The following is a 12,356-nucleotide window of genomic DNA, read 5'->3' on the forward strand; positions in this document are numbered from 1 at the left end:
CGGGGTTACTTGGCGCCGAGACCGGCGTCGGAGACCTCGGGCTTGCCGGCGGCCTTGAGGACCTTGTTCAGCAGCGTCAGGTCGTAGATCCCGGCCAGGTCGGGCTGCTCGATGAGCTTGGCCTTGACGGCCCACTCGGACTCGGTCTTCAGCGTCGTCGCCAGCGGGTCGTCGGTGACCAGGATGGACGGCCACGCCGGGTCGATGACCTTGGCGTCGAGTGCCTTGCCGCTCTCCGCCTGCAGCTTCGCGTTGGCGGAGGCCTTCGCCTTGTCCGGGTTCGCGTTGATCCACTCGTTGGTCTTCACCGTGCCCGCCAGGACGGCCTCGACGACGTCCGGGTGCTCCTTGAGGAACTTCTGCGACACGATGACGTTCGTGATCACGAACTTCTTGTCGGGCCACAGGGCGGTCTCGTCGAGGAGTACGGAGCCGCCGTCGGAGACGAGCTTGGAGGCCGTGGGCTCGGGCACCCAGGCGCCGTCGATCGAGCCCTGCTTGAAGGCGTCCGGGGTGACCTTGTTGTCCGTGCGGACGACGGAGACGTCACCCTTGCCGGACTCCGGGTCGACCGACCAGCCCTTCTCGGAGATCCAGTTGAGGAACGCGACGTCCTGGGTGTTCCCCTTCTGCGGGGTGGCGATCTTCTTGCCCCTGAGGTCGTCCAGGGTCTTGATCTTGTCCGGGTTCACGACCAGCTTGACGCCGCCGGAGGCGGAGCCGGAGATGATCCGCAGGTTGGTGCCCCTGGACTTCACGTAGGCGTTGATCGACGGCGAGGGGCCGATGAAGCCGATGTCGAGAGAGCCGCCGTTGAGGGCCTCGATCTCGGACGGACCGGCGTTGAAGGACTGCGGCTTGATCGCGGTGCCGCCCAGCTCCTTCTGGATCAGGCCCTCCTGGAGGCCGACCAGCGCGGTGGCGTGCGTCAGATTCGGGAAGTACCCGATACGCACCTCGGCAGCCGACAGCTTCTTGCCGCCGGTCGCGGCGGCGTTGGCCGTCTTGTCCTCCGTCTTCTGCGCCTGGGAGCCGTAGCCGCAGGAGGCGAGTGCGCCGATCAGCAGCGGCAGCGCGGCAGCGGCGACGACGCCGCGGCGCAGGGAGGAGCGGGTGGTACGGGTATCACCGGTGGTGATGGCGGTGGCAGGCACGGGAGGACTTCCTCTCGTGACGTGGTCATCTCATGACGCACGTCTTCGTCTGTGGGGCAAGGGCGGTCTCGGGTACGGCTCGTGGGGGGTGAGGGCGCGAAGGCGGGATGCCGACGGCAATTCGGTCATCGCGCACATCGCGCCACCCCTCCCTGGCCGCTGCCGAGGGCGCCGCTGCCTACCCGGCCGCCCTCCTTCGCGAAGGTGGAGTAGATGTCGGAAAGCATGATCTAGAAGTCCCACCCTTCTTCGTCCGCCTGGACTGCCGTCTCGGCCTTGGAGGCGAAGGATTCGCCGGCCATGCCCGCCGCGAGGGTGGTGCCGTCGGCCGGGTCGATGAGGAGGAAGGATCCGGTGCGGCGGGAGTCGGCGTACGCGTCGAGCGCGAGGGGCTCGGCGGTGCGGACGACGACGCGGCCGATGTCGTTGGCGACGAGCTGTCCGGGGCTGGGGTGCTGGGACAGGTCGTCGAGGGTGAGCCGGGAGGGGATCTCCTTGACGATGGCCTTGACGGTGCGTGTGGTGTGCTTGATCAGGACGCGGGCGCCGACGGCCAGGGGCTGGTCGGCGACGTGGCAGACCGTGGCCTCGACGTCCTGGGTGGTGGCCGGGGCGCTCGCGGAGGGTGCGATCAGGTCGCCGCGTGAGATGTCGATGTCGTCCGCGAGCCGCAGGGTCACCGACTGGGGTGCCCAGGCGATGTCCACGGACTGGCCGAGCGTGTCGATGCCGGCGATGGTGCTGGTGCGGCCGGAGGGCAGGACGGTGACGGGCTCGCCGACGCGCAGGACCCCGGAGGCGATCTGGCCGGCGTAGCCGCGGTAGTCGGGGTGCTCGGCGGACTGGGGGCGGATCACGTACTGGACGGGGAAGCGGGCCGGGCAGGCGGTGAGGTCGTGGCTGACCGGGACGGTCTCCAGGTGCTCCAGGACGGTGGGGCCGCCGTACCAGTCCATGTTCGCGGACGGCTCGACCACGTTGTCGCCGGCCAGCGCCGAGATCGGGATCGCGGTGATCTCGGGGACCCCGAGGTCGGAGGCGTAGGCGGTGAACTCCTCGGCGATCGAGGCGAAGACCGTCTCCTGGTAGCCGACGAGGTCCATCTTGTTGACGGCCAGCACGACGTGCGGGACGCGCAGCAGGGCGGCGACGGCGGCGTGGCGGCGGGTCTGCTCGATCACGCCGTTGCGGGCGTCGACCAGGACCACGGCCAGGTCGGCGGTGGAGGCGCCGGTGACCATGTTCCGGGTGTACTGCACGTGTCCGGGGGTGTCGGCGAGGATGAACCGGCGCCGGGCGGTCGCGAAGTAGCGGTAGGCCACGTCGATGGTGATGCCCTGCTCGCGTTCGGCGCGCAGGCCGTCGGTGAGGAGGGCCAGGTCCGGGGCGTCCTGGCCGCGGTCCTGGGAGACCCGCTCCACGGCCTCGAGCTGGTCCTCCAGGACCGACTTCGAGTCGTGCAGCAGGCGGCCCACCAGGGTGGACTTGCCGTCGTCGACGGAACCCGCGGTGGCGAAGCGCAGCAGCGTCGTGGCGCTGAGCTGCTCGGTGGTGGTCGTCATGTCTAGAAGTACCCTTCGCGCTTGCGGTCTTCCATCGCGGCCTCGGACAGCTTGTCGTCGGCGCGGGTCGCACCCCGCTCGGTGAGCCGGGACACGGCGATCTCGGCGATGACGGCGTCCAGCGTGGTGGCGTCGGAGTCGACGGCGCCGGTGCAGGACATGTCACCGACGGTGCGGTAGCGGACCAGCCGCTTCTCGACCGGCTCGGTGTCCTTGGGGCCGCCCCACTCGCCTGCGGTCAGCCACATGCCGGCCCGCTGGAAGACGTCCCGTTCGTGGGCGAAGTAGATCTCGGGGAGTTCGATGTCCTCGCGGTCGATGTACTGCCAGACGTCCAGCTCGGTCCAGTTGGAGAGCGGGAAGACCCGGACGTGCTCGCCGGGGGCGTGGCGGCCGTTGTAGAGCTGCCACAGCTCGGGGCGCTGGCGGCGCGGGTCCCACTGGGAGAACTCGTCACGCAGGGAGAACACCCGCTCCTTGGCGCGGGCCTTCTCCTCGTCGCGGCGGCCGCCGCCGAACACGGCGTCGAACCCCAGCTGCTGGATCGCCTCGGTGAGGGGGACGGTCTGCAGCGGGTTGCGCACGCCGTCGGGGCGCTCGCGGAGCTTGCCGGCGTCGATGTACTCCTGCACGGAGGCCACGTGCAGCCGCAGGTTGTGCTTCGCCACGGCCGCGTCGCGGTAGGCGAGGACCTCGGGGAAGTTGTGGCCGGTGTCGACGTGCAGCAGCGTGAAGGGCACCGGCGCCGGCGCGAACGCCTTCAGCGCCAGGTGCAGCATGACGATCGAGTCCTTGCCGCCGGAGAACAGGATCACCGGCTTCTCGAACTCACCCGCCACCTCACGGAAGATGTGCACGGCCTCCGACTCAAGAGCGTCGAGGTGTGACAGCGCGTACGGCGCGTCGGTCTCGTCGTGGACGTGTGCGACGGTCGTCGTCATGCCAGACCCCTCTCGGTGAGCAGCGCGTGCAGGGCCGAGGCCGACTCCTGCACGGTCTGCGTGTGCGACTCGATACGGAGGTCCGGGGACTCCGGCGCCTCGTACGGGTCGTCGACCCCGGTCAGACCGGAGATCTCGCCCGCCGCCTGTTTGGCGTACAGGCCCTTCACGTCACGCTCCGAGCAGACCTCGACCGGAGTGGCCACGTGCACCTCCAGGTAGGAGGTGCCCTCGGCGGCGTGCCGCTTGCGAACGGCCTCACGGCTGTCCGCGAACGGCGCGATCACCGGCACCAGCGCCTTGACGCCGTTGCTCGCGAGGAGTTCGGCGACGAAGCCGATCCGCTGCACGTTGGTGTGCCGGTCCTCGCGGCTGAAGCCGAGGCCGGCGGAGAGGAACTCGCGGATCTCGTCGCCGTCGAGGACCTCCACACGGTGGCCCTCGGTGCGCAGCCGCTCGGCTAGCGCGTAGGCGATGGTGGTCTTGCCCGCGCTCGGCAGCCCGGTCAGCCACACGGTGGCGCCCTGGTCGCTCACGCTCATCTGCTCCGTCTCCGTAAGTTCTTCGCTGGTCGTCATCAGCCGTGCAGTCCGCACTCGGTCTTGCCGCGCCCGGCCCAGCGCCCGGCCCGCGCGTCCTCGCCCTCCGCCACGCGGCGGGTGCAGGGGGCGCAGCCGACGGAGGCGTAGCCGTCCATCAGCAGCGGGTTGGTCAGCACCCCGTGCTCGGCGACGTACGCGTCCACGTCGTCCTGGGTCCAGCGGGCGATCGGCGAGATCTTGACCTTCTGCCGCTTCTCGTCCCAGCCGACGACCGGGGTGTTCGCCCGGGTCGGGGACTCGTCGCGGCGCAGGCCCGTCGCCCACGCGTCGTACGCGGTCAGGCCCTCTTCGAGCGGCTTGACCTTGCGCAGCGCGCAGCACAGGTCGGGGTCGCGGTCGTGCAGCTTCGGACCGTACTGCGCGTCCTGCTCGGCGACCGTCTGGCGCGGGGTGAGGGTGATGACGTTGACGTCCATCACCGCTTCGACCGCGTCACGGGTGCCGATGGTCTCCTCGAAGTGGTAGCCCGTGTCGAGGAAGACCACGTCCACGCCGGGGAAGGCGCGCGACGCCAGGTGGGCGACGACCGCGTCCTCCATGGAGGAGGTCACGGCGAACTTCTTGCCGAAGGTCTCGGCCGCCCAGGTGAGGATCTCCAGGGCGGAGGCGTCCTCCAGGTCGCGGCCCGCCTGCTCGGCCAGCTCCTTGAGAGCCGTCGCCTTGAGACCGGCGTCTTGAGCAGTGGTCATATCTCGTCCCCTCCAGCGATGTTGGACTGAACACCCCGGGCCAGCAGCCCGAGGTACTTCAGCTGGAAGGCTCGGTTGCAGGCCCTGCATTCCCAGGCGCCGTGGCCCGTCTCATGGGGAAACAGGTCCTCGTCGCCGCAGTACGGGCAGTGGAAAGGTGCGGCGCGCTCGCTCACGAGAGGCTCTTCTCGTCCGCGCGGGCGACCCACGCCGCGAAGCGCTCGCCGTCCTCGCGCTGCTCCTCGTAGCTCTTGACGACGCGCTCGACGTAGTCGGGCAGACCGGCGGAGGTGACCTTGAGGCCGCGGACCTTGCGGCCGAAGCCGGCCTCCAGGCCGAGGGCGCCGCCCAGGTGGACCTGGTAGCCCTCCACCTGGTTGCCGTCGTCGTCCAGGACCAGCTGGCCCTTGAGACCGATGTCCGCCACCTGGATACGGGCGCAGGCGTTCGGGCAGCCGTTGATGTTGATCGTGATCGGCTCGGCGAAGTCCGGCAGGCGGCGCTCCAGCTCGTCGATCAGCGAGGCGCCGCGCGCCTTGGTCTCGACGATGGCCAGCTTGCAGAACTCGATGCCGGTGCAGGCCATCGTGCCGCGGCGGAACGGGGACGGGTTGACCCGCAGGTCGAGCGCCTCCAGGGCCGATACCAGCGAGTCGACCTGGTCGGCCTCGATGTCGAGGACGATCATCTTCTGCTCGGCGGTGGTGCGCAGGCGGCCGGAGCCGTGCTGCGCCGCGACGTCCGCGATCTTGGTCAGGGTGGCACCGTCCACGCGGCCCACGCGGGGCGCGAAGCCCACGTAGAAGCGGCCGTCCTGCTGCTGGTGGACGCCCACGTGGTCGCGCCACCGGCCGCTGGGCTGCTCGGGCGCGGGGCCGTCGGTGAGCGCCCGCTTCAGGTACTCGTCCTCCAGGACCTGGCGGAACTTGGCCGGGCCCCAGTCGGCGACGAGGAACTTCAGGCGGGCGCGGGTGCGCAGCCGGCGGTAGCCGTAGTCGCGGAAGATCGAGATGACGCCCTCGTACACGTCCGGGACCTCGTCGAGCGAGACCCACGTGCCCAGGCGCACTCCGAGCTTGGGGTTGGTGGAGAGGCCGCCGCCGACCCAGACGTCGAAGCCGGGGCCGTGCTCGGGGTGGTTGACGCCCACGAACGCGATGTCGTTGATCTCGTGCGCCACGTCGAGCAGCGGCGAGCCGGAGACCGCGGACTTGAACTTGCGGGGCAGGTTGGAGAAGGCGGGGTTGCCGACGATGCGGCGGTAGATCTCGTCGATGGCGGGGGTGCCGTCGATGATCTCGTCCTGGGCGATGCCGGCGACGGGGGAACCGAGGATGACGCGGGGCGTGTCACCGCATGCCTCGGTGGTCGAGAGGCCGACGGCCTCCAGGCGGCGCCAGATCTCCGGGACGTCCTCGATCCGGATCCAGTGGTACTGCACGTTCTGGCGGTCGGTGAGGTCGGCGGTGCCGCGCGCGAACTCCTGCGAGATCTCGCCGATGACGCGGAGCTGCTCGGTGGTCAGCCGGCCGCCGTCGATGCGGACGCGCAGCATGAAGTACTTGTCGTCCAGCTCCTCCGGCTCCAGGATCGCGGTCTTGCCGCCGTCGATCCCGGGCTTGCGCTGGGTGTAGAGCCCCCACCAGCGCATGCGGCCGCGCAGGTCGTTGGGGTCGATCGAGTCGAAGCCCCGCTTGGAATAGATCGTCTCAATGCGTGTCCGCACGTTGAGACCGTCGTCGTCCTTCTTGAACTGCTCGTTGCCGTTGAGGGGCGTGTGGTGTCCGACGGCCCACTGGCCCTCACCGCGGTGACGGCCGGTCTTGCGGCGCGCGGCAGCTGCGGGAGCTGCGGCTGCGGGCGTTTCGGGGGTGGCGGCCATGGCGGTACGTCCTTCTTCGGCGGCTCAAGGCAAGGGCAGGGGGAGGCGGCGGCGTAGCGTGACCCCTGGACTCTGAGCGGGTGTGGCTGATTCCCGCCCCCATGCCGGGGTGGCCGGCGGGCAGGGCGGTACATCGGCCTCAGGGGGCTAACGGGTGATCGGCGCGTCCGCGGCGGCGGGGACGACGACGATGTGCGGCGTGGCTGGTTCCGTCAGCGCGCCGGACAGATGGCGCTGGACATGCGGCCGAGATCGACGTGCCGCCGACTCACCAAGGCAATTCCAGCTCCATTCATGGCGGAAGCGTGTCATGTGCCTCTTGGAGGAGTCCACTACTGTCCACGATCCGGACGAAGTCGTCTCGAATCATGGGATGGCGTGACGGGGGTCACCTGCCGGGGGGCGGGCGCCGCCGCTGCCGGGGGCTCCGCGCCGCGGGGTCCGGGGCAGCGCCCCGGACCCCGCCGGGCCGGACTCCGAGGGGCTACGCGCCCGGCCAGGGGCCCGGGGTCGGGGTGTCCTGCTTGGTCTCCGTCTCCGTCATGAAGACCTTGAAGCCGCGGCGGAGGTAGTTGTCCATCGCCGTCGGGCCGTCCTGGCTGCAGGTGTGCAGCCAGACCCGGCGGGTCGGCTCGCGGTCCGGCCAGCGCTCCGCGAGGTCCCAAGCGCGGGCGATGCCCTCCGACAGCAGGTGCCCGCCGATGCGGCGGCCGCGGAAGTCCGGCAGCAGCCCGAAGTAGATGATCTCCACCACACCGTCGGCCTGCGGGTCGAACTCGACGTAGCCCGCCGGCGTGCCCCGGTCGTACGCCACCCACGTCTCCACGCCCGGCCGTCCCAGCTGCTCCACCCACTGCGCCCGGGTCAGGGACAGCCGGTCCGTCCAGTGGATGTCACCGCCCACCGAGGCGTACAGGAAGCGGCTGAACTCGGGGGAGGGGACCTCCGCCCGGGCGACGGTGACCTCCGGGCCGGGCCCGGTCGCGGGTATCAGGTCCTCCGGGGAGGTCATCTCCAGGGACCACGTGGTGAGGGTGATGGTGCTCATGCCTGCCAGGGAATCACATCCCCCAGCCGCCGCTCGGGGGTCCCCCGGGCCCCGCCCCCGCCCGGCGGCCCCGGATCACCGCCGGGGCGGTGGAGTGGGGGAGCAGCGCGGCCGGGTCCTCGGGGCGGATCAGCTCCACCTCCACGTCGTCCGCGAAGCGGTACGGCCGGTGGGTCAGCACCCCGGCGAGGTTGCGGCGTACGCGGGACATCTCCGCGCGGACCGTCACCGTGCGCGTCGGGTCCCCGAACAGCTCCCCGGACAGCTCGGCCGCCGAGCGGCCCCGCGGGCTCTCCGCCAGCAGGAACAGCAGCTCCGCGTGGCGCGGGCTCAGCTCCTGCGACCAGCTCCCGGCGGCCCCGTACACCGTCGCCGACCAGGAGCCGGACCGGCTGAGGTCGACGACGACCCGGGTCACGCCCGTGCTCGTACGCTCCTGCGCGACCTGCAGCAGCCAGCCGCCGGGCAGCGGCTCCACCGCGCAGTCGCCGAGCTGCGGCACCCACACCCGCCCCGGGCCGAAGCCCTTCGGCAGCGGGATGCGCTCCACGCGAGCCAGGCCCGTCACGGCCGCCGTCCAGCCGTTGGGGTCCACGGCGAGCGCCTGCCCCGGCAGCCGGGCCAGCAGCGGGGCCGCCACCGCCCGCAGCCGCTCCAGTGACTCCAGGTGCCGCACGCGCAGCTCCCGCTCCGCGAGCCGGGCCACCGAGCTCACCCAGGCCAGGGTCGCCGGGTGCATGGTGGCCAGCGGCCCGCTCACGTCGACCACGCCGAGCAGCCGGCCGTCCCGCGGGTCCCGTACGGGCGCCCCCGCGCAGGTCCAGTCGTGGTGGCTGGAGACGAAGTGCTCAGCGGAGAACACCTGGACCGGCCGCCGGGTCACCAGCGCGGTGCCCACCCCGTTCGTGCCGACCACGGCCTCGTCCCAGTCGGCCCCCACCCCGAAGCCGAGCCGGTCCGCCTTGCGCAGGATGGAGGAGTGGCCCTCCCGCCACAGCAGCCGCCCCTCCGCGTCGGCCACGACCATGATGTGCAGGGCCCCGTCCAGCGCGGGCAGCAGGCCCTCCCGCAGCACCGGGAGGATCTCCCGCAGCGGCGACTCGTGCCGCCGCTCCTCCGTCTCGGCGGCCGACAGCATCCGCGAGCGCGCGTCCCGGTCCGGGTGCACCCCGCCCGCCAGCATCCGGCGCCAGGACTCGGCGATCTCCGGCCGCGGCGCGGCCGGAGGGCGGTCCCCGGCCAGCGCGGCCGCCCGTACGCCCTTGAGCAGACGCGCGGCCTCCCGCGCGTCCATGGCCGAGATGCGGGCCGCATCGACCGTACTGCCGGTGGTGTCGGCCATCGGAACCTCCCCGTGCGAACAGGACGTACGACGGAAGCCGCCGGGCGGCTGCCGACTCAAAGGTTGCAACGGTATGCAACCCTCGCCAAGTCCCGGCCGCCCGACCGAAACTGTCCGGACGTCGCTGTGCGGCGTGACAGCTCCTCCTCGGGGCTTCTCGGGTCAGGGGTGGTGCCGAGTCGGCGCGGCGCCATCCCTGATCCCGGTCACGGGCCCGGATCCCGGCTGGGATCGGTCTGGGGACCGCAGGGGTGCCCGGCGGCCCCCGTCCCTAGCCCGCGATCCGCGCCCGTTCCACGACCGTCCGCAGGTCCAGGCTGTGCGGCAGCGTGCCGAAGGCCGCACCCCAGTCGCCGCCCAGGCGCGAGGCGCAGAACGCGTCCGCCACCTCGGGCGGGGCCCACCGGACCAGCAGCGACCCCTGCAGTACCAGGGCCATGCGCTCCACCACGCGGCGGGCCCGGGCCTCGATGCCGTCCAGGTCGGCGAGGTCCGTCAGCAGGTCCTTGATGGCCGAATCGAGCCGGTGGTCCGCACCCCGCGCCAGCCCGACTTCCTGGAGGAACGCGTTCAGCGCCTGCGGCTCCCGCTGGAGGGCGCGGAGCACGTCCAGGGCCTGGACGTTGCCCGAGCCCTCCCAGATGGAGTTCAGCGGCGATTCGCGCAGCAGTCTCGGCAGCCCGGACTCCTCGACGTAGCCGTTGCCGCCCAGACACTCCAGGGCCTCTGCCACCATCGGCGTACAGCGCTTGGTCACCCAGTACTTGGCGGCCGGCACGGCCAGGCGCAGGAAGGCCCGCTCCTGCTCGGTCCCGGCGTCGTAGGCGGCCGCGAGCCGCAGGGTCAGGGTGGTGGCCGCCTCCGACTCCAGGGCCAGGTCAGCGAGGACGTTGCGCATCAGAGGCTGGTCGATGAGCGGCGCTCCGAAAGCAGAGCGGTGCTCCGCGTGGTGCACGGCCTGCGTCAGCGCCTGCCGCATCAGCGAGGCCGATCCGATGACACAGTCCAGCCGGGTCGCCGCGACCATCTCGATGATGGTCCGCACCCCCCGGCCCTCCTCGCCCACCCGCCGCGCCCACGTCCCGTCGAACTCCACCTCGCTCGACGCGTTCGACCTGTTCCCCAGCTTGTCCTTGAGCCGCTGGATGGCGAAGACGTTGCGCGTGCCGTCCGGCAGCACCCGGGGCACCAGGAAGCAGGTCAGTCCTCCGGGCGCCTGCGCCAGCACCAGGAAGCCGTCGCACATAGGCGCAGAACAGAACCACTTGTGCCCGGTCAGCAGGTACTCGCCCGACGCGTCCAGCGGCACCGCGGCCGTCGTGTTCGCCCGTACGTCGCTGCCGCCCTGCTTCTCCGTCATCCCCATGCCGAAGAGCACACCGGCCTTCTCGGCGGCCGGCCGCAGCCCCTCCTCGTACACGTGCGAGGTCAGCCGCGGCTCCCACTCGGCGGCGAGCGAGGGATCGGTCCGCAGCGCCGGTACGGCCGCGTGCGTCATCGAGACCGGGCAGCCGTGCCCCGCCTCGGCCTGCGACCACACGAAGAACCCGGCGGCGCGGCGCAGATGCCCGGCCGGGCGCCCCCAGGCGTCGGTGAGCCCGGAGGTCACCGCCTTCCCGAGCAGCCGGTGCCAGGCCGGGTGGAACTCCACCTCGTCGATCCGGTTCCCGTACCGGTCGTGCGTCCGCAGCTTCGGCGGGTTCTCGTTCGCCTGCGCACCCCATTCCTGGGCCTGCGCGGAGCCCGCCGAGCGCCCGAGGAGGGTGAGCTCCTCCTGGACCTCACCGAGGAGTCCGGGGTCCGCGGAGGCCAGATGACGCTCCACGCCCTCGGTGAGGGCCCGGTCGCCCCCGTAGACATCGTGGCCCACGAGGGGCGGAGCCTGATTGCTGACTGTGTGGGTGGTGGCTGCCATGCGGATACCGTAAGGACGTGCAGCCAGCAAAAGAAACACCCCAGCGGATCCTCGGACGCCATGGACGGCTCCACCGGGCCCGCGCCCTCTACCGCAACGTCTCGAAGCGGAAGATGGGCTGGCTGCTGCTGAAGGACACCGTCAACTCGTGCATCGAGTACCGGATCCTCGGGCTCGCCGCCGAGGCGGCCTTCTTCACGCTGCTCTCGCTGCCCCCGCTCTTCCTCGGCCTGCTCGGCCTCCTCGGCTACGTGGACGGCTGGACGGACACCCGCACCGTCGAGAGCATCGAGGAGAACATCCTGCGGGCGGTCGGCACCGTCCTGTCCGACCGGGGCGTCAACGACATCGCCAGACCGCTGCTCGACGACGTCACCGGACGCGGCCGTCCCGACCTCATCTCGCTCGGCTTCGCCTTCGCCCTGTGGTCGGGCTCGCGCGCCGTCAACGTCTTCATCGACACCATCACCGTGATGTACGGGCTCGACGGACAGCGAGGCATCGTCAAGACCAGGCTGCTGGCCTTCCTGCTGTACGTCATCGCGCTGCTGATCGGCGCGATCGTGCTGCCGCTGATGGTGGTCGGACCCGACGCGGTGGTCCGGCTGGTGCCCTGGGGCACCGAGGTGATCGCCATCCTGTACTGGCCGACGGTGACCCTGCTGTCGATCGCCTTCCTGACGACGCTCTACCACGTGTCGGTACCGGTGCGCTCGCCCTGGATCGAGGACGTGCCGGGCGCGCTGGTCGCCCTGGCCATGTGGGTGCTCGGCTCGTTCCTGCTGCGGATCTACCTGACCAACACCGTGGAGGGGCCGACGATCTACGGATCACTGGCGGCGCCGGTGGCGGTGCTGCTGTGGATCGGCATCTCGGCCTTCGCGGTCCTCGTCGGCGCGGCCGTCAACGCGGCGATCGACCGGGTCTGGCCCTCGGTGGCCACGGCGGCGGCGCGCGAGGCGAACGAGCGGGCGCGCGAGGCGCAGGCCGCCGAACTGATCGCACGGGCCGCGGCCTGGCGGGCGATGGCGGAGGGCGAGTCGGAGGACGACGAGGACGAGGGGATGCCGTCCGAGTTCCCGGAGCGGTGGTCGAAGTTCCTGCCGCCGGAGGACTACTCGTCGCGGCTGCGCAAGCACTGACGGCCCTCCCGCACGGCGGGGTGCGGGAGGAGCCGCGGCCCCGGGTGCGCCCGGGGCCGTACGCGGAGCCCGGGGCCGT

Annotated in this window: 12 protein-coding genes; 1 reads left to right on the forward strand and 11 read right to left on the reverse strand. The window is 71.5% G+C overall.

Annotation, left to right across the window (positions count from 1 at the left end; translation table 11 throughout):
* Positions 1 to 5: 5 nt before the first annotated feature.
* From OG429_RS29600 to OG429_RS29650, 11 genes are all read right to left on the reverse strand, one after another.
* On the reverse strand, positions 6 to 1,154 hold the full coding sequence (locus OG429_RS29600) for an aliphatic sulfonate ABC transporter substrate-binding protein (RefSeq protein WP_328928295.1): 1,149 nt from the start codon (positions 1,152 to 1,154) through the stop codon (positions 6 to 8).
* A gap of 230 nt (positions 1,155 to 1,384) precedes the next feature.
* A complete protein-coding gene (locus tag OG429_RS29605; RefSeq protein ID WP_328928296.1) occupies positions 1,385 to 2,716 on the reverse strand; it encodes a sulfate adenylyltransferase subunit 1 in 1,332 nt (443 codons plus the stop codon).
* 2 nt (positions 2,717 to 2,718) lie between these two features.
* Positions 2,719 to 3,657: a sulfate adenylyltransferase subunit CysD gene (gene cysD / locus OG429_RS29610; protein WP_328928297.1), complete on the reverse strand. Its 939-nt coding sequence runs from the start codon at positions 3,655 to 3,657 to the stop codon at positions 2,719 to 2,721.
* Complete coding sequence (gene cysC / locus OG429_RS29615) at positions 3,654 to 4,199, reverse strand: adenylyl-sulfate kinase (RefSeq protein WP_328930464.1); 546 nt, start codon at positions 4,197 to 4,199, stop codon at positions 3,654 to 3,656. Before cysC ends, cysD begins: the two co-directional genes overlap by 4 nt.
* A gap of 35 nt (positions 4,200 to 4,234) precedes the next feature.
* The gene (locus OG429_RS29620; protein WP_328928298.1) at positions 4,235 to 4,948 is read right to left on the reverse strand and encodes a phosphoadenylyl-sulfate reductase; all 714 of its coding nucleotides are present in this window, start codon (positions 4,946 to 4,948) and stop codon (positions 4,235 to 4,237) included.
* A complete protein-coding gene (locus OG429_RS29625; protein WP_328928299.1) occupies positions 4,945 to 5,124 on the reverse strand; it encodes a hypothetical protein in 180 nt (59 codons plus the stop codon). The genes OG429_RS29620 and OG429_RS29625 overlap by 4 nt, the downstream gene beginning before the upstream one ends.
* Positions 5,121 to 6,830: a nitrite/sulfite reductase gene (locus OG429_RS29630; RefSeq protein ID WP_328928300.1), complete on the reverse strand. Its 1,710-nt coding sequence runs from the start codon at positions 6,828 to 6,830 to the stop codon at positions 5,121 to 5,123. Before OG429_RS29630 ends, OG429_RS29625 begins: the two co-directional genes overlap by 4 nt.
* A 212-nt stretch (positions 6,831 to 7,042) precedes the next feature.
* On the reverse strand, positions 7,043 to 7,126 hold the full coding sequence (locus OG429_RS29635; protein WP_312847410.1) for a putative leader peptide: 84 nt from the start codon (positions 7,124 to 7,126) through the stop codon (positions 7,043 to 7,045).
* Between the two features lie 188 nt (positions 7,127 to 7,314).
* Positions 7,315 to 7,878, reverse strand: a complete 564-nt coding sequence (locus tag OG429_RS29640; RefSeq protein ID WP_328928301.1) for a GNAT family N-acetyltransferase — start codon at positions 7,876 to 7,878, stop codon at positions 7,315 to 7,317.
* A gap of 13 nt (positions 7,879 to 7,891) precedes the next feature.
* Entirely contained in the window at positions 7,892 to 9,220 is a 1,329-nt protein-coding gene (locus OG429_RS29645) for a GAF domain-containing protein (protein ID WP_328928302.1), read from the reverse strand.
* Positions 9,221 to 9,491: 271 nt separating this feature from the next.
* Positions 9,492 to 11,135, reverse strand: coding sequence for an acyl-CoA dehydrogenase family protein (locus tag OG429_RS29650; RefSeq protein ID WP_328928303.1), 1,644 nt, complete (start codon positions 11,133 to 11,135; stop codon positions 9,492 to 9,494).
* Positions 11,136 to 11,152: 17 nt separating this feature from the next.
* Between OG429_RS29650 and OG429_RS29655 the strand changes: the two genes are divergently transcribed.
* Positions 11,153 to 12,277, forward strand: coding sequence for a YihY/virulence factor BrkB family protein (locus OG429_RS29655; RefSeq protein WP_328928304.1), 1,125 nt, complete (start codon positions 11,153 to 11,155; stop codon positions 12,275 to 12,277).
* Positions 12,278 to 12,356: the final 79 nt, after the last annotated feature.

Origin of the sequence: Streptomyces sp. NBC_00190, assembly GCF_036203305.1 — a bacterium.
Classification (GTDB): Bacteria; Actinomycetota; Actinomycetes; order Streptomycetales; family Streptomycetaceae; genus Streptomyces.

Coding starts and splice junctions, on each gene's coding strand:
- OG429_RS29605 (WP_328928296.1), bottom strand. CDS start 2,716: ATGACGACCACCACCGAGCAGCTCAGCGCCACGACGCTGCTGCGCTTC.
- cysD (WP_328928297.1), bottom strand. CDS start 3,657: ATGACGACGACCGTCGCACACGTCCACGACGAGACCGACGCGCCGTAC.
- cysC (WP_328930464.1), bottom strand. CDS start 4,199: ATGAGCGTGAGCGACCAGGGCGCCACCGTGTGGCTGACCGGGCTGCCG.
- OG429_RS29620 (WP_328928298.1), bottom strand. CDS start 4,948: ATGACCACTGCTCAAGACGCCGGTCTCAAGGCGACGGCTCTCAAGGAG.
- OG429_RS29630 (WP_328928300.1), bottom strand. CDS start 6,830: ATGGCCGCCACCCCCGAAACGCCCGCAGCCGCAGCTCCCGCAGCTGCC.
- OG429_RS29635 (WP_312847410.1), bottom strand. CDS start 7,126: ATGAATGGAGCTGGAATTGCCTTGGTGAGTCGGCGGCACGTCGATCTC.
- OG429_RS29640 (WP_328928301.1), bottom strand. CDS start 7,878: ATGAGCACCATCACCCTCACCACGTGGTCCCTGGAGATGACCTCCCCG.
- OG429_RS29645 (WP_328928302.1), bottom strand. CDS start 9,220: ATGGCCGACACCACCGGCAGTACGGTCGATGCGGCCCGCATCTCGGCC.
- OG429_RS29650 (WP_328928303.1), bottom strand. CDS start 11,135: ATGGCAGCCACCACCCACACAGTCAGCAATCAGGCTCCGCCCCTCGTG.